Below are 16040 nucleotides of genomic sequence, written 5' to 3'. Positions count from 1 at the left end.
ACCATGTCGTCGCTCGCAATCGGACAGGAAGACGCATGACACGATCGTTCGCAATAGGACCGGCCCTCGCGCTGATGGCGGCCACCGCGATGGCCAAAGACCCGGCCCCCACGCGTGCGCTGCGGATAAACGACGTTGCGGTCATCGGCACGCACAACAGCTACAAGCAGCCGATGCCCGCCGCGACGATGGCGAAAATCCGCGCGACCGATCCTGCGATGGCCGACGCGCTCGATTACGCGCACCGCAGCCTCGTCGCGCAACTCGATGCCGGTGCTCGACAACTCGAGATCGACGTCAATTATGATCCGCACGGCGGCCATTACGCGCGGGGCTCGAACGATCCGACGCTATTGAGACCCGGCTTCAAGGTGCTGCACATTCCCGGCATCGACAATGCGTCGAGCTGCGTGCTGCTGACCGAGTGCCTGACGATCGTCCGCGACTGGTCGGCCAAGCATCCGCGCCACGTGCCGATCATGCTGATGTTCAACACCAAGGACGAGCAGAACGCGGCGCGCGGTGGGATCGACGCGCTGCCGTTCGACGCAGCGGCCTACGACGCGCTCGATGCGGAGATCCGCTCGATCCTGCCGCCCGGCAAGCTGATCGTCCCCGACGACGTGCAGGGCCATTATGCAACACTGCGCGAGGCCGTGCTCGCCGACAACTGGCCCTTGCTGGAGGCGTCGCGCGGCAAATTCCTGTTCGCGATGGACGAGCCGCCGGCGAAGGTCGCGGTGTACCGCGGCACGCGGCGCTCGCTCGAGGGCCGCGTGTTCTTCATCAACACCGACGAGGACTCGCCCGCTGCCGCCTATCTGACGCTCAACGACCCGGTCCACGATGCCGAGCGTATCCGCCGCGACGTCGCCGCGGGCTTCATCGTCCGCACCCGCGCCGACGCGAACACCCGTGAGGCTCGCGCCAACGATACCGTCCCGCGCGACACCGCGTTGGCCGGCGGCGCGCAATATGCCTCGACCGACTATCTCTGGACCGACCCCCGCTTGGTCGGCGGCTATCATGTGGCCTTGCCCGGCGGGCAGGTCGCACGTTGCAATCCCGTACGCGTGCGTCAGCCTTGCGGCGACCTCGAAGGGCAGCCGAGATGAACCGCACCCTGGCTTTCTTGACTGCCCTCGAACCTTCGACATAGCGGATGACGCAGGGTCGTGATGTCACGCAGTCCAGTCGAACCTTTGGCATATGGTTAGACGGATTTGCTGACCCATATTTGGACGCTCGCGCGGGCGTTCCGAGGCTCCGACTTCGGTCGTGCGTTCATATTGGTCGGCGACGATCCGCACCCACCGGCCGCGAGGATATCGACGGCCAGTGCGATCAGGTCTTGACGATGCGCTGAATTCTCGTCGAGCCGGGGGGGACGGAAGTGCTCGTCATGACGTAAGCTTGAATCACCGCGCACCTGTCGCGTCCGCCTCAGCTAACCTTGCTCCAGTGGTGCAGGGCCATGGCGTTGTAGCGGACCATCGCGTTCACGAGCGTGCCGCGCAGCTCCGTATCGACGAGATCGGCGGGAAGCAGCGGGTCCGAGTTGATCGCGCGGATGACGGATTGCCCGAGCAGGAAGGTTTCGCGCGCCGCCTCCGAGACCGGCATCCGCGCGGTCCTGGCCTGGCTGGCTTCCAGCTCGCCGATCCAGGAGCGATAGCCGTCCTCGAGCAGGTCGGGTGACCACAAGGCGCGGAACCGTGCATCGTCCGCCGACTGCGCGACGCATCCAGCGAGGATGGTCGCCTGCGCGTCGAGCCCCAGCCCCGCGAGTTCGCCGGCCAGCGACGCCGTATCGCGACGCAGATTGTCCGGCCGCACCCAGGCGCCGGTATCCGCCTCGACAAAGCCGGTAAGCCGCAACGCCCGCTCGCCCGCCTGGAGCCGCGGCCGGTTGATGCGGCCCAGATGGTGCGTCAGCACGACGATCCACGCTCCGTCCCACGGGCGCACGCCATCCTCGACGCGCGACCACTGGCGCGCCTTTGCATGCAGCGCGGCCGCGTTCGGGCCCAGCGAATAGACCCCTCTCTCGGCCTGGTCGGCGAGGCCCTCCCGCACCAGCCGTCCCAACGCGACGCGCACCGCAGCGGGTTCGATGTCGAAGATGCGGGCACGATCGATCAGCGTCCCGGCGCGCAGCGGCGCGGGCGCGGCGGTCGACAGGAACCACAAAGCCAGCGACTTCGGCGTCACCGGCGCGCGCCAATCATGTAACATCTTTTGACTCATACTGCGTTATCGTGTTACTCAAGCTGCGGAAGGATGGCCAGCATGAAGGTAACCGATTTTCTTGCAAGGGACGAACTGGCCGCATTGACGCGCCGGTCTAATCTGCGGGCGTGGTGGGCGTTCGCGGTGAACTGGGGGTTGATCGCCGGCGCGTTCGCCGTCGCGATCATCTGGCCCAACCCGCTGACGATCCTCGCCGCGATCCCGGTCATCGCCGCGCGCCAGCTCGGGCTCGGCATCCTCGTGCACGATTGCGCGCACAACGCGCTGTTCACCGACCGGCGCACCAACGAGGTCGTCGGGCAATGGCTCGCGGGGACGCCGATCAACCTCTCGCTCCAGGACTATCGCACCTACCATCTGGCGCATCATCGCCATGCCGGAACCCCCGATGATCCCGATCTCGGCTTCGTCGCCAGTTATCCGATCACCGCCCAGGCGCTGCGTCGCAAGCTGATGCGCGACGTGACCGGCCGCACCGGCTGGCGCGATCTCGTCCAGTCGCTCGCGCGCTTCACGATCGCCAAGCAATGGCCCTGGGTCGCCTTTCACATCGGTCTGTTCGCCGTGCTTGCGCTGGCGGGCGGCTGGTGGGCGTACGGGCTGTGGTGGGTCGCGCAGATCTTCGCCTACCCCGTGATCGCGCGCCTCCGCCAGATCGGCGAACATGGTGTCGTGCCCGATCGCGGCGATGCAGATCCGCGCATGAACACCGCGACCACGATGGTATCCTGGTGGGAGCGGCTGCTGGTCGCCCCGAACCACGTCAGTTATCATGTCGAGCATCACGTGGCGGCGGGTGTCCCGCCCTACCGGCTCGCGCGGATGCACCGCCTGCTGAAAGCGCGCGGCTTCTATGACGGGTTCGATTCGCTCTCGCACGGCTATCGCGACGTGGTGCGCCGCGCGACCCGCCGGGCCGCCTGAGGATTTGACCGATCACGCGGAGTCAGGACCCGGCGTGCGGCACTCGCTTGGTCCGATACCCAATCGAGAGGTCCGGCCCGAATGATACGAGCGGCATGACATCCTCGTGTTGCGTAATGCGCCTGCAAGTACGCGACATCGGGATTGCCGAAGAAGCGTTCGGTTAGTGCCATATTGCGCCACACGACAAACCGGGTAGGCTTGCGCTATGGAAAACACTGAATCGCTCGACCTTTTCACCCTCCTTGAGATCGCCCTGGAGGAGCGCAACGAAGCAGCCGACGCCTTCGACGTGTTCAAGCAGGATGCCGTGATGGCCCATGCACCCGCGCCAGGCGACGAGCCCGCCATCACCAGCGACGACGCCGCAGCGGCGGCGGCGGAGGAAGTCGACGAGTTCACCGCAGACGTCCGAGAGCTGTTGAACACTGCATCGGACGCCGATCTGTCGAGCGCCTATGACCAGTCGGGCGGTGAAGTTGGCCACCCGGTGGCCGAAGCGCTACTCGGCGAGATCAAGCGTCGCGGTCTCGGGATCTGATCGATATGTAACCGCGCCCGGCCCGACCTGGGATCGATGATACGCCTGCCCGGGAGGCTCCGATTGCTCCAGATCAGAGAAACGAATTGCCGATCGCGTGGTGCAATGGAAAGATGCGGTCATGCAGATACTAAAAGCGGCCGGCCTCGTCCTCCTCGCGTCAGCGCCCGGCAATGCCCAAATTGTCGCACAGCCCTCGGCAGGACCTTACCAACGCGCGGTAGCAGCCGGTTACAAGGCGGCGCTCTACTGCTCCGGCATCTTCAACGCCGGTCGCACGCCTGAGCAGATCGATGCGGATGAACTGGCTGGCATCTACCCCGAATATGATAAGATCGTGCGCACTCTGACGGCGAACGTCGACCGTGGTCTTCAGTCCGTTTCCGTAGCATTCGATCCCCAGCTACCGCCAAGACGCGCAGCTTGGACCAGCGGACGGGGGTGCGTGACGCTGCCGATCGGCGACACGGCACCGACTGGCCGCAAGTCGACAGCGGCACCGTCGATTACGGCGGCGGATCCTCGTCGCTGGCCGCAGGGTGACAGTGGCATCGCACCGCGCCCGTCGGCCACACTGAGCGGCGCCGTCGGCAAGGCATTCGGGATCACATATGGCGCCGGCACCAAAACGGTCGGCGTGATCGTCGTGAAGGACGGCCAGGTTCTTGCCGAGCAATATGGCCGCGGTTTCGGGCCGTTCGTGTCCAATCGGACCTGGTCGGTCGGCAAGTCGATCGCCGGCACGCTTATAGGTCTCGCCAATCCAGGCGCGTTGAAGGCGCCCGCCGCCGTGCCGCAATGGAAGACGGGCGATCCACGTCAGGCGATCACGCTCGACAATCTCCTACGCATGGCATCCGGGCTGCATAGCGAAACCGCCGGCAATCGCACCGATGCCATCTATTTCGGCGGCACCACCGTCGACGAACAGGCGGTGTCATGGCCTCTGGAAGCCTTGCCCGGCACACGCTTTCGCTACGCCAACACCGATATTCTGCTCGCGGCCTACGCCACGCGACAGGCAATCGGCGAGCCCCGGTACCGCGCATTGCCGGGTAGCCTGTTCGGCCCGCTCGGCATGTCGCACACCGTTGCCGAAACGGACTGGCACGGCAATTACATCCTCTCCAGTCAGGTCTGGTCGACCGCCCGCGACTTGGCGAGGCTGGGGTTGTTCTGGTCGCAGGACGGCGTCTGGCAGGGCAAGCGCCTGTTGCCGGCGGGCTGGATGCGTACCATGATAACGCCCAGCGGACCGCAGCCCGCGAGCGGACCCGGCTATGGCGCGACGATGTGGCTGTTCGGCCCCAAGCAGGGCGTGCCCGAGGGCAGCTTTGCCGCGCAAGGCAACCGGGGTCAGTATGTGATGGTGATCCCGTCCCGGCACCTGGTGGTGGTCAGGCGTGGCGAGGATCCCGGCTCCGCCCGGTTCAACGTCGCTCAGTTCGTGGCGGACATTGCCGCCGCTTTGCCATAGGCCTCTTACCCGAACGGCATACACGGCGACGGAGGAACAGGCGTAAGCCGTTGGCGCTAGCGCTTCGTGAACAACGCCTTCGGCAAGACGACGTGGACGCCCTTGTTGCGGTCGACGAGCTCGGTGATCTCGACATCGCCTGCGACGCTGATCAGCATGTAGGCGTCGTCGCGCGTCATGCCTTTTTCCGCGACGAGAAAATCGATCATGTTGCGCAGCGCCTTGCGGGTCGCGTGGCTGAGATCGTCGTCGAAGCCCATTGCGATATAGGCCTTGGGCGTCTCGGCGCGCGGATAGGTGATCGCAGCCTTCTTGTGCAGCACGAACTCGAACGTGCCGGTCAACGACGTTTCCAGCGCCGTGATATCGACCTCGCCATTGCCCTGCGCGGCATGACCGTCGCCGACCTGGAAAAGTGCATCGGGGACGTAGACGGGAAGGAACAGAGTCGTCCCGGCGACGAGTGCCTTGTCGTCCATGTTGCCGCCGTTGATCGTCGGCGGCGCGCTGTCGTAGCGGCCGAACGCCAGCGGCGGCGCGACCCCCATGCTGCCGAAGAACGGCGCAAGCGGCACTTCGATGCCGGGTGCGAACAGGCCGACCATGCGCTTGGCATCCAGCGGGACGATCTTCATGCGCGCATAGGGGAAATCGTCGGTCAGGAAGCCCGCCCCGTACCGAAACGCGTTATAGGCATAGGGTATCGCGAGATCGACCTTGCGGATGCGCACCTCCAGCATGTCGCCGGGCTCCGCGCCTGCGATCGCGATCGGCCCGGTCAGGATATGGCCGCCCGGGCCGTGCGCGCTGGCAGGGACGCCGTCATAGACGGCACGCAGCGCCGGTTCGATTTGCACGGGCGCGACTCCCGCCTTTTCGAGACCTGCCGGACTGTTGGTCAGCAGCGTATGGATCACCACCGTGTCGCCCGACCGAATCGTCAGCACCGGCTTGTCCGTGGCATCGTAATGCCCCCAGGCGACCGTCTGTGGCGTCGCCTTCAATTCATATGTCGCAGCGCACGCGGGAGTCGCCACGGCAGCCAGAGCGGCAAGGATCAGGTAGCGCATCGTCATCCCTTCAACACTCCAGAGCGCAGCCGTTGGCGCGTATCTCGCTCGCCGCGGCATGGGCCTGATTTGACCCGTCTGCCGACATGCACCGCGGCCTTGCGAATTGCCAACTCTGGACAGGCGTTCATTTTGACGGCCGGGCCATACGGACACCGAGAACGGTCAAGTCGGCAGCGGTGCGCGATCGTCATCCCGACCTAAACCGACGGCTTGGTTTGTCTGGTGGCCGAAGAAATGTTGATCGCGCCATCGTCGATCGTCACTTCAGGCCGCCAGATCTCGAACAGGAGAACGACGCTTGTGCTGACCGCGACCCACCTCAGGCGAAGAGTCGAAGTAGTGAGCGGTTGGCAACTTTATCTGACAATCGCAAGCGCTCGATATCCAGCATTATCTTGGCTTTAGATACTGATCCGGGTCAGTACGATCACGAGGACATTTCCGCCGCGGCATCGCGTTGACGATAGCCATCACGGCATGCGGAGAGAATAAATGGCCGTTAAATTTGCAGGAACGATGAACGCGATCAATCGTGGGCTCGACGCGACGAAGCCCTCCAAGGGTACCGACATGGTCGAGGATTGGGAAGCCGCGTTGGCCGAGATCGACACCCCTGGTGCCAAGGGCATTCTTCGCGACTTGGGTTCGCTTCGCAAACAACTGGAGCGGTCCGAGCCTGACGCCGATCGCGTCCACGCCCTGCTCCACCGTCTCGGCACTGCGACGACCAAAATCGCCGAAAAGGCCGATACGTCGCAGGAGAAACTGAGGATGCTCGGCGATGCGCTGACCGAAGCCGGCGAAGATACGCCGGACGAGGATGAAGACGTTGCCGCCGCCGCGAGCCCAAAGCGCGCGCGAAAGAAGGTCTAAACCAAAAACGGGCCGGCGATTCTGATCACCGGCCCGTCATTTATAGCGTCGAAATGATGCAAGCGGTAACCGCCTCGGTCGTCGGATCGACCTTCGATGTCGCCAGTGCGGTGGGTTTATCATCGGTTGCGTATTCCTCGTCCAGCGTCTCCTTCAGGATCGCCGCAATCTCGCTGTGGCCGCGTTGTTGGCACGAGCAATAAGCGTACCTTAGCGGGTGATCTCGTAGCGCGTGATCTCGTAGCGACCGACCGCCTGTGCCGACGCGATGAATACCGCATCGGGCGTCTTCGGACGTTAACTTGGACGTCCGATTATCGTCGGGTTGCCGGACGTAACGTTGCCTAGTCGCTGACCTGTATCGATCAACGACCTGGCGGATCGTAGCGCGATCGTGCTCTTCCCTTTTCGTCGCCTGGATCGGAATGCTTTTTCGTGGGGATCGGGACGACCGTTACGAACGCTTACCTTTGCTTACCCACTGAGCATGTTTGGCGTGGGGCATAGGGACTAGTTCGGGAGGACCATAGAAAAGGTCCTTATCATGATCGCACTCGAACTGGCCGCCGCCCTGCTGGGTATGGCAGCAGCGCCACAATACATAAAACCCGACCGCCAATCGGCAACCGTTCGGCCGGCTACCCGCGCCACCACCCGCCCCGCCGCCACCCGCCCCATTGCTCGCGGCGTATCCGCCAAGACGGACCAGCGCCAGACCCGCAACCACGCGCAGACGGCGGCCTGCGGCAAGACCCACAAGGGCTATGACGCAAGGACCGACACATTTCGCGACGCCCGCGGCAAGCGCCAGAATTGCCCTCGCTAAGCAGGCCCTGACCATGATCTCATCGACCTCGCGCGGGACTGTTACGCTCCTGCTGACCGTGGCGCTCGCCGGCTGCGGCGCGTCCAAGGACGCCATGCCCAAAATGCCGCCCGCCGAGGTCGGCATCGTCACGTTGAAGACGGAGCCGGTAACGACCACGACCGAACTGACCGGTCGAACGGCGGCCACGGCGATATCGGAGGTACGTCCCCAGGTCGACGGGATCATCAAGGCCCGATTGTTCACCGAGGGCACGCTGGTCCGCGCCGGCCAGCCCTTGTACCAGATCGATTCCCGCCTGTACCGGGCCACCCGGGACCAGGTCGCCGCACAATTGGCGAGCGTCCAGGCCTCGGCCGTCACCGCACAGGCCAAGGTGCAGCGGTATAACCGCCTGCAAAGCGCGGATGCGGTCGCGCGGCAGGACGTCGACGATGCCGTCGCGACGTCCAGGCAGGCGAGCGCGAGCATTGCGCAATATCGCGCAAACCTGCGCACCGCGAACGTCAATCTGGGCTTCACGCGGGTCTATGCGCCGATTTCAGGGCGGATCGGTCGATCGACCTATACCCAGGGTGCGCTCGTCACGGCGGCGCAGACCACGGCGCTGGCGACGATCTCCCAGCTCGATCCGATCTTCGTCGATATCCAGCAATCGAGCAGTGCGCTGTACGATCTGCGACAAAGCCTTGCCACCGGCGAAGCGCTGCCGGCGAGCACCACCGTCCGCCTGTCGCTGGAAAACGGTCGCGCCTATCCGCAGACCGGAACGATCCAGTTCGGCGAGGCCGTCGTCGATACGACCACCGGGACGGTGACGCTGCGCGCCCGGTTCGCGAACCCCAAGGACCTGTTGCTGCCCGGGATGTTCGTGCGTCTGACGGTGCCGCAGACCGTGATCCGCAACGCGGTCCTCGCACCACAGCAGGGCATCACGCGCGACGCCAAGGGCAACGCCACCGCGATGGTCGTCGGCACCGACAACAAGGTCGCGCTCCGCCAGGTCACGACCGCGCAGGCGGTCGGCGACACATGGATCGTCACCGCCGGACTGAAGGCCGGTGATCGGCTGATCGTCCAGGGGGTCGACAAGGCACAGGCCGGCGCGACCGTGAAGCCGGTCGCCGTCAAGCTCGGGACCACCAACTGACATGGGTATCAGCCGCTTCTTCGTCGAACGCCCGATCTTCGCGTGGGTGATCACGATCGTCATCATGCTCGGCGGGGTCGCGGGACTGCGCTCGCTGCCGATCGCGCAATATCCCGACGTTGCCCCCCCCACGATATCGATCAGCGCCACCTATCCAGGTGCCTCCGCCGAAACGCTGGAAACCAGCGTGACGCAGGTGATCGAACAGCAGCTGACCGGGATCGACGGCCTGCAGTATTTCCAGTCGAGTTCGGACTCGTCGGGATCGGCATCGATCACCGTCACCTTCGTCAAGGGCACCGATGCGGATACCGCGCAGGTCCAGGTCCAGAACAAGGTCCAGCAGGCGGAGGCGCGCCTGCCGAGCGCGGTAACGTCGCAGGGCGTCACCGTGTCGAAGTCGAACAGCGACTTCCTGATGATCGTCGCGCTGTACGACAAGACCGACAAGGCCACTGCGAACGACATCGCCGATTACCTGGTCAGCAATTTCCAGGACGATCTCGCCCGCGTCGACGGCGTCGGCCAGACCCAGGTGTTCGGCGCGCAATATGCAATGCGCGTATGGCTCGATCCGACCAAGCTCGCAGCGGTGCAGCTGATGCCGTCCGACGTGCAGAGCGCGATCCAGGCGCAGAACGTCGACGTCTCGGCCGGACAGGTAGGCGCATTGCCCGCGGTGAAGGGGCAGATGCTGAACGCCACCGTCCGTGCCAAATCGCGCCTGACGACCCCCGACCAGTTTCGTGCGATCGTGCTGAAGACCAAGACCGACGGATCGATCGTTCGCCTGTCCGACGTCGCCCGCGTCGAACTGGGACAGGACAGCTATAATTCCTCGGCGGAACTCGATGGCCATCCGGCGTCGGGGATGGCGATCCAGCTGGCGACCGGGGCCGATGCCCTGGAGACCGCGACCGCGGTGAAGGCGCGGATGGCCGAACTGTCGACCAACCTGCCCGCCGGCTATGCCATCGCCTATCCGCGCGACACCACCACGTTCGTCAAACTGTCGGTCGAGGAAGTCGTCGAGACGCTGGTGATCGCGATCATTCTGGTGATCGTCGTGATGTTCGTCTTCCTCCAGAACTGGCGGGCGACACTGATCCCGGCGATCGCGGTTCCGGTCGTGCTGCTCGGCACGTTCGGGGTGCTGGCGGTGTGCGGTTATTCGATCAACACGCTCACCCTGTTTGCGATGGTGCTCGCCATCGGGTTGCTGGTCGACGACGCGATCGTTGTGGTCGAGAATGTCGAGCGGGTAATGGCGGAGGAAGGGCTCAGCCCGCGCGACGCGACGGTCCGGTCGATGAGCGAGATCGGATCGGCCCTGGTCGGCATCGCGCTCGTCCTGTCGGCGGTGTTCCTGCCGATGGCGTTCTTCGGTGGATCGACCGGCGTGATCTATCGCCAGTTCTCGGTCACGATCGTCTCGGCGATGCTGTTGTCGGTGCTGGTCGCGCTCGTCCTCACCCCCGCCCTGACCGCGACGTTGCTCAAGCCGACGCATGGCGATCCGCTGGAGCGCCGCGGCGTGTTCGGCAAGTTCAACCGGTGGTTCGATCGCTCGACGCATCGGTATGTCGGAGCGACGCGCGCGGTGATCGGCCGGCGCGGGCTGCACATGGCGGTGGTCGGCGTCATCACGATCGTCCTCGCCGTGCTGTTCCTCCGGTTGCCGACCAGCTTCCTGCCGACCGAGGACCAGGGCCAGGTGATGGTGATGTACACGCTGCCCGCCGGTGCCACCAACGAGCGGACCGAGGCCGTGCGCGACCGCGTCCAGAGCTATTTCACCGATCACGAGAATGGGACGGTCGCCAACGCCTTCAGCATCACCGGATTCGGGTTCAGCGGATCGGGTCAGAATGCAGGCATGGCCTTTGCCAGCCTCGCGCCGTTCGACGAGCGCAAGGATGCGAGCCAGAGCGCATCGACGATCAATGCCCGCGCGATGAAGAGCTTCAGCCAGATCCGCGATGCGACCGTCATTCCGCTCACCCCGCCCGCCATCTCAGGCCTGGGCCAGTCCAACGGCTTCACGTTCGAGCTGACCAACACGAGCGGGCTCAGCCGGGACGCCTTCGTCGCGCTGCGCGACAAGCTGATCGCGGCGGCCAACAAGGATTCCAAGCTCGCGCAGGTCCGCGCCTCCACGCTGCCCGACACGCCACAGCTTCGCGTGACGCTCGACGATGCCAAGCTCGCGGTGTTCGGGCTCACCGAGAACGACGTGACCAACGTGCTGTCGAGCGCGTGGGGCGGCGTGTACGTCAACGACTTCGTCGATCGGGGCCGGGTGAAGCGCGTCTACATGCAGGCCGATGCGCCGTTCCGGATGCTGCCGAACGACCTGGACGGCTGGTTCGTCCGCACCTCCAGCGGCACGATGGTCCCGTTCTCGGCGATCGCGACGATGTCGTGGGAGAAGGGGCCGAACAGCGTCGCCCGCTTCAACGGTCGCTCGTCCTACGAAATCCAGGGCGAGCCGGCGGCGGGCGGCAGTTCGGGTGCGGCGATGAAGGAGATGATCAAGCTGCAGAAGGAACTGGCACCCGGCACCGGCTATGCCTGGGCGGGCCTGTCGTTCCAGGAGAACCAGGCCAGCGGACAGGCGCCGATGCTGTACGGGCTGTCGGTGCTGATCGTCTTCCTGTGCCTCGCAGCGCTGTATGAAAGCTGGTCGGTGCCGATCGCGGTGCTGCTGGTGCTGCCGCTCGGGATCATCGGTGCGGTGATCGCGGTCACGATGCGCGGGCTCGACAACGACATCTACTTCCAGGTCGGGCTGATCACCACGATCGGGCTTGCCGCCAAGAACGCGATCCTGATCGTCGAGTTCGCGGAAGAGGCGCGACGCGACGGCAAGGACGTGGTCGAGGCCGCACTGGAGGCGGCGCGGACCCGGCTTCGCCCGATCCTGATGACCAGCCTCGCGTTCATCTTCGGCGTGTTCCCGCTCGCGGTCGCGACCGGCGCGGGGGCCAACAGCCGGATCGCGATCGGCACCGCGGTGGTCGGTGGGATGCTGACCGCGACCGTGCTGGCGATCTTCTACGTGCCGATGTTCTTCGTCATCGTCGCCCGACTGTTCCACGGCAAAAAGGAGAAAGCGGCATGATCCGCGTGCGTATCGCGGCGGCGCTGATCGCGGCCACCGCGCTCGGCGGTTGCAACCTCGCACCGCATTATGTCCGTTCGGTCGCCGACTTCGTGCCGCCGGCGTGGCCGACCGGCGCGTCTTACGCACCCCATGCGGCGGGCCAGGCCGGGATGCCATGGCGCACGCTGGTGATCGACGCGAAGCTGCGGACGGTCATCGAGCGCGCGCTGGCCAACAACCAGGATCTCGCCCAGGCGGTCGCCAACGTCGCTTCGGCCCGCGCCTTGTACAAGGTCCAGAAGTCGAGCCAGTTGCCGACCTTGTCCGCCGATGCAGGCGCGACGATCAACCGTGCGGTGACCGGCGGCGGCACCGCCTCGGCCGGGTCGAGCACGCTGTTTTCGGGCAGCGTCGGGATCAGCGGCTTCGAGCTCGACCTGTTCGGGCGCCAGAAGAACCTGTCGCAAGCCGCGTTCGAGACCTATCTCGGCACAGAGAGCGGCGCGCGCAATACGCGCTTCACCGTCGTTGCCGAGACCGCCACGGCGTATCTCACGCTGCTCTCCGACCGCGACCTGCTCGCCGTTGCCAACGCACAGGTCGCCAGCAGCGCGCGCACGGTCAGGCTCAACGACGAACTGCACGATGTCGGGCTGGTGAGCGGCTCCGACCCCGCGGATGCGCGGACCTTGCTGGCGCAGGCGCGGGCGGACGTAGCGCAATACACCACGCAGGTGGCGCAGGACCGCAACGCGCTGGAGTTGCTGGTCGGTGCGCCGGTCGAGGACGCACTGCTGCCCGCCAGCCTCGGCGCGCTCGATACGGGTATCGCTACCGTGCCCGCCGGGCTCTCCTCGACCGTGCTGCTCGATCGCCCCGACGTGGTCGAGGCCGAGCACCAGCTGAAATCGGCCAACGCCAATGTCGGTGCGGCGCGCGCGGCGTTCTTTCCGACGATCTCGCTGACCAGCGCGCTCGGCGTCGCCAGTTCCGCGCTGACCAGCCTATTCTCGGGCTCGACCTGGTCCGCGACGCCGTCCGCCAGCGTGCCGATCCTCGGCGGAACCAATCGCGGCAACCTCGATTACGCGCGGGCGCAGGTCGATTATTACCTCGCCGCCTATCGCAAGGCCGCGCAGACCGCGTATCGCGACGTCGCCGACGGCCTGGCCCGACGCGGCACGATCAGCCGCCAGCGTGCGGCGCAAGCCGATCTCGTCGCGGCCGCGCAGAAGAGCTACACGATCAGCGAGGCACGATACCGCGAGGGCACCGACAGTTTCCTGACCGCGCTCGTCGCACAGCGCACGCTGTATTCCGCCCGCCAGACCGCGATCACGACCGTGCTCACCGATCTCCAGAACCGGGTGACGCTCTACCAGGCGATCGGGTCGGACGACACGTTGTGATTAGGGTGACCGGGGTGCGGCTGGGCATGCCTGGCCGGGCGGGCTATGCCTGCGCGACGGCCTTGACATGACGCCGCCCGATCGGATGGATGACGACATGATGCCCGGCACGGCGGCGGACCGCCCTCACCTCCTGATCGCGGACGACGACGCCGATATTCGCGACCTGGTGACCGCACAGCTGGCGCGCGAGGGCTATGCGCTGACCGCTGCCGGCGACGTTGCGGGGATCCGCGCGGCGCTGGCGGCGCACAGTATCGACCTCATCGTCCTCGATCTCGGGCTGCCCGACGGCGACGGGCTGACGCTGTGCCGCGAACTGCGCGGCGAGGGCTATCCGGGCGCGATCATCATGGTCACCGCGCGCGACAGTGCGATTGACCGGGTGCTCGGCCTGGAACTGGGCGCCGACGACTATCTCACCAAGCCGTTCGAGCCGCGCGAACTGACCGCGCGCGTCCGCAACCTGCTCCGCCGCGGTGCGCGCGACGTCGGCGCGGCGGCACCCGCGCGGATCGCGACCTTCGGCCGGTGGCGGCTCGATCTCGTAAAGCGCCGCCTGCTCGCCCCCGGCGACAATGTCGTCATGCTATCCGCCGCCGAGTTCGACATGCTCTCCCGCCTGGTCCACGCCGCGGGGCATCCGCTGTCGCGCGAGGCGCTGGTTCCCGCCCGCGCCGCGACTGCGTCGTACGACCGGACGATCGACAACCAGATCAGCCGTCTGCGCCAGAAGCTCAGGCCCGACGGCGAGAACCTGATTCTCACTGTGCGCGGCCAAGGCTATATGCTCGCCGCGACCGTCACGTTCGGATGAAGCCCGTCATCGCCCGGATGGTGCGCTTCGCCGGCTCGCTGACCGGCCGGATCGCGCTGATCCTCGCCGTCGGCATCCTGATCGCCTCGGTCGGCGCGCTGCTGATCGCCGAGCAGGGGCGGCGCAGCGAGTTCATGCGGATTCGCGACGAGCGCGTTATCGCCAGCGCGCTTGACGTCCTCGCCCGCCTGCATCGCGATCCCCAGGGCACGCTGCGCAACCTCAGCGACGGCCGGCTCGTCGGTGCGCATCTCGTCGATGGCCGGACACGGCCGTTGATCGACCCGAACAGCATGCTGAGCGAGATGCTCGCCGCGCGACGCGCACCGGGCGCGGCCGTCGCGATATCGCCTGCGCCCGCCACCGCATGCCACGCCAAGGACCCCTTGCAGGAGCGCCCGCGTACGGCCGGGATCCAGCCCCTGGTGCTCGACTGCTGGCTGATGGCGACGGTATTGGATGGTAGCTCGCTCGTCGTCGCGCTCAACCTTCCGCAACTGCCCGCACCGCCGAGCTGGACCACCGACCGGCTGTTCCTGCTGCTCGTCATCGCCGCGGCGTTGGCCCTCTCGCTGATCGTCGCGCGCCTGGCAACCGCGCCGCTGCTCCGATTGTCCGCCGCCGCCGACGCCTTCGCGCGGTCGATCGACGCCGAGCCGGTGCTGGAAACCGGTCCGACCGACGTGCGCGCCGCACTTGCCACCTTCAACCTGATGCAGGAGCGGGTCCGCGCGGGCCTGCGTGAGCGCACCCGCATCCTGGCGGCGATCAGCCACGACCTGCAGACGCCGCTGACCCGGCTGCGCCTTCGCCTCGAACAGGTCGAGGACGAGCCGCTGCGCGAACGGCTGGTCGCGGACCTGTCGGCGACGCTCGCGATGATGAAGCGCGGATTGGACCTCGCCCGCAGCGGCGAAAGCGGCGAAGACTGGTCGACGGTCGATCTCGACTCCGTGCTGTCGAGCATCGCCGACGACGCCGCGGAGTTCGGCCATGCCGTCCGCTTCACGCAGCCCTGCGGCGAAATTGTCCGCGTACGCCCCGACGCGCTCACCCGGTGCCTGTCGAACCTGGTCGACAACGCGATCAAGCATGGCGGCGACGCCCATATCGCGGCGAGGCGGGCCGGCAAGACAGTGATCGTCACCGTCCGCGATCACGGGCCCGGGATGAGCGAAGACATGCTGGCGCACGCGTTCGACCCGTTCGTGCGCGCCGACACGTCACGGTCGAGCGGCGACGGAACCGGGATCGGCCTCACCATCGCGCGCGCGCAGGCTGCCGCGATCGGCGGGCATATCAGCCTTGCCAATCATCCCGGCGGCGGATTGGAAGCAACGCTGGCGCTCGGCAACGGCTGAGCGTCATCCGCCGATATACGCGCTCCATAATTTGATAAAATAGCTCGGAGAACCGATGTCCGGTTTCATCCGCTAGCGACTGCGCGCGCTGTTGGACACTCGCGGAGACTGATCAAGATTGACGTGACCCCCGCCTTTCATCCAGCTGCGACCAGAGACCGACCGTTGTTGTCGCGCAGGAGCGCGGGTGAAGCAACGGTCAGGTTTAAACCCGACCGTTGCTTTTCGAGTTCTGC

The 16040-nt window shown here is 66.0% G+C and carries 13 protein-coding genes; 11 read left to right on the top strand and 2 right to left on the bottom strand.

Annotated features, from left to right (window positions below):
* The first annotated feature begins 35 nt into the window (after window positions 1-35).
* Window positions 36-1115 (top strand): Ca2+-dependent phosphoinositide-specific phospholipase C, encoded by a 1080-nt coding sequence (locus U1737_RS08470; protein WP_248520492.1) that lies wholly within the window; start codon window positions 36-38, stop codon window positions 1113-1115.
* A 328-nt stretch (window positions 1116-1443) separates the two neighbouring features.
* Here the strand turns inward: U1737_RS08470 and U1737_RS08465 are convergent, their stop codons facing one another.
* Window positions 1444-2235, bottom strand: a complete 792-nt coding sequence (locus U1737_RS08465; RefSeq protein ID WP_332796420.1) for a hypothetical protein — start codon at window positions 2233-2235, stop codon at window positions 1444-1446.
* A 54-nt stretch (window positions 2236-2289) separates the two neighbouring features.
* On the opposite strand from U1737_RS08465, the gene U1737_RS08460 reads away from it, so the two are divergent.
* The 3 genes from U1737_RS08460 to U1737_RS08450 all read left to right on the top strand — a co-directional run bounded on the left by U1737_RS08460 (window position 2290) and on the right by U1737_RS08450 (window position 5192).
* The gene (locus U1737_RS08460) at window positions 2290-3174 is read left to right on the top strand and encodes a fatty acid desaturase family protein (RefSeq protein WP_332796419.1); all 885 of its coding nucleotides are present in this window, start codon (window positions 2290-2292) and stop codon (window positions 3172-3174) included.
* 208 nt (window positions 3175-3382) lie between these two features.
* Entirely contained in the window at window positions 3383-3715 is a 333-nt protein-coding gene (locus U1737_RS08455; RefSeq protein WP_332796418.1) for a hypothetical protein, read from the top strand.
* Window positions 3716-3836: 121 nt separating this feature from the next.
* Window positions 3837-5192: a serine hydrolase domain-containing protein gene (locus U1737_RS08450; protein WP_332796417.1), complete on the top strand. Its 1356-nt coding sequence runs from the start codon at window positions 3837-3839 to the stop codon at window positions 5190-5192.
* Between the two features lie 56 nt (window positions 5193-5248).
* Here U1737_RS08450 and U1737_RS08445 read toward each other — a convergent pair whose 3' ends face one another.
* Window positions 5249-6262: an acetamidase/formamidase family protein gene (locus U1737_RS08445; RefSeq protein ID WP_332796416.1), complete on the bottom strand. Its 1014-nt coding sequence runs from the start codon at window positions 6260-6262 to the stop codon at window positions 5249-5251.
* A 495-nt stretch (window positions 6263-6757) separates the two neighbouring features.
* On the opposite strand from U1737_RS08445, the gene U1737_RS08440 reads away from it, so the two are divergent.
* The 7 genes from U1737_RS08440 (at window position 6758) to U1737_RS08410 (ending at window position 15804) form a co-directional block, all read left to right on the top strand.
* Window positions 6758-7138: a hypothetical protein gene (locus tag U1737_RS08440; RefSeq protein WP_332796415.1), complete on the top strand. Its 381-nt coding sequence runs from the start codon at window positions 6758-6760 to the stop codon at window positions 7136-7138.
* 544 nt (window positions 7139-7682) lie between these two features.
* Window positions 7683-7964: a hypothetical protein gene (locus U1737_RS08435; RefSeq protein ID WP_332796414.1), complete on the top strand. Its 282-nt coding sequence runs from the start codon at window positions 7683-7685 to the stop codon at window positions 7962-7964.
* 13 nt (window positions 7965-7977) lie between these two features.
* Window positions 7978-9114, top strand: coding sequence for an efflux RND transporter periplasmic adaptor subunit (locus U1737_RS08430; protein ID WP_332796413.1), 1137 nt, complete (start codon window positions 7978-7980; stop codon window positions 9112-9114).
* A gap of 1 nt (window position 9115) precedes the next feature.
* Window positions 9116-12235: an efflux RND transporter permease subunit gene (locus U1737_RS08425; RefSeq protein WP_332796412.1), complete on the top strand. Its 3120-nt coding sequence runs from the start codon at window positions 9116-9118 to the stop codon at window positions 12233-12235.
* Entirely contained in the window at window positions 12232-13626 is a 1395-nt protein-coding gene (locus tag U1737_RS08420; protein WP_332796411.1) for an efflux transporter outer membrane subunit, read from the top strand. The genes U1737_RS08425 and U1737_RS08420 overlap by 4 nt, the downstream gene beginning before the upstream one ends.
* A 100-nt stretch (window positions 13627-13726) precedes the next feature.
* A complete protein-coding gene (locus U1737_RS08415; RefSeq protein WP_332796672.1) occupies window positions 13727-14443 on the top strand; it encodes a response regulator in 717 nt (238 codons plus the stop codon).
* A complete protein-coding gene (locus U1737_RS08410; protein ID WP_332796410.1) occupies window positions 14440-15804 on the top strand; it encodes an ATP-binding protein in 1365 nt (454 codons plus the stop codon). Before U1737_RS08415 ends, U1737_RS08410 begins: the two co-directional genes overlap by 4 nt.
* The last annotated feature ends 236 nt before the right edge of the window (window positions 15805-16040 follow it).

This window comes from Sphingomonas fucosidasi (assembly GCF_036663855.1).
Classification (GTDB): Bacteria; Pseudomonadota; Alphaproteobacteria; order Sphingomonadales; family Sphingomonadaceae; genus Sphingomonas; species Sphingomonas faeni_B.
Note: the sequence above shows the minus strand (reverse complement) of the source record. Positions and strands in the feature narration are given on the sequence as shown.

Coding starts and splice junctions, on each gene's coding strand:
- U1737_RS08470 (WP_248520492.1), top strand. CDS start 36: ATGACACGATCGTTCGCAATAGGACCGGCCCTCGCGCTGATGGCGGCC.
- U1737_RS08465 (WP_332796420.1), bottom strand. CDS start 2,235: ATGTTACATGATTGGCGCGCGCCGGTGACGCCGAAGTCGCTGGCTTTG.
- U1737_RS08460 (WP_332796419.1), top strand. CDS start 2,290: ATGAAGGTAACCGATTTTCTTGCAAGGGACGAACTGGCCGCATTGACG.
- U1737_RS08455 (WP_332796418.1), top strand. CDS start 3,383: ATGGAAAACACTGAATCGCTCGACCTTTTCACCCTCCTTGAGATCGCC.
- U1737_RS08450 (WP_332796417.1), top strand. CDS start 3,837: ATGCAGATACTAAAAGCGGCCGGCCTCGTCCTCCTCGCGTCAGCGCCC.
- U1737_RS08445 (WP_332796416.1), bottom strand. CDS start 6,262: ATGCGCTACCTGATCCTTGCCGCTCTGGCTGCCGTGGCGACTCCCGCG.
- U1737_RS08440 (WP_332796415.1), top strand. CDS start 6,758: ATGGCCGTTAAATTTGCAGGAACGATGAACGCGATCAATCGTGGGCTC.
- U1737_RS08435 (WP_332796414.1), top strand. CDS start 7,683: ATGATCGCACTCGAACTGGCCGCCGCCCTGCTGGGTATGGCAGCAGCG.
- U1737_RS08430 (WP_332796413.1), top strand. CDS start 7,978: ATGATCTCATCGACCTCGCGCGGGACTGTTACGCTCCTGCTGACCGTG.
- U1737_RS08425 (WP_332796412.1), top strand. CDS start 9,116: ATGGGTATCAGCCGCTTCTTCGTCGAACGCCCGATCTTCGCGTGGGTG.
- U1737_RS08420 (WP_332796411.1), top strand. CDS start 12,232: ATGATCCGCGTGCGTATCGCGGCGGCGCTGATCGCGGCCACCGCGCTC.
- U1737_RS08415 (WP_332796672.1), top strand. CDS start 13,727: ATGCCCGGCACGGCGGCGGACCGCCCTCACCTCCTGATCGCGGACGAC.
- U1737_RS08410 (WP_332796410.1), top strand. CDS start 14,440: ATGAAGCCCGTCATCGCCCGGATGGTGCGCTTCGCCGGCTCGCTGACC.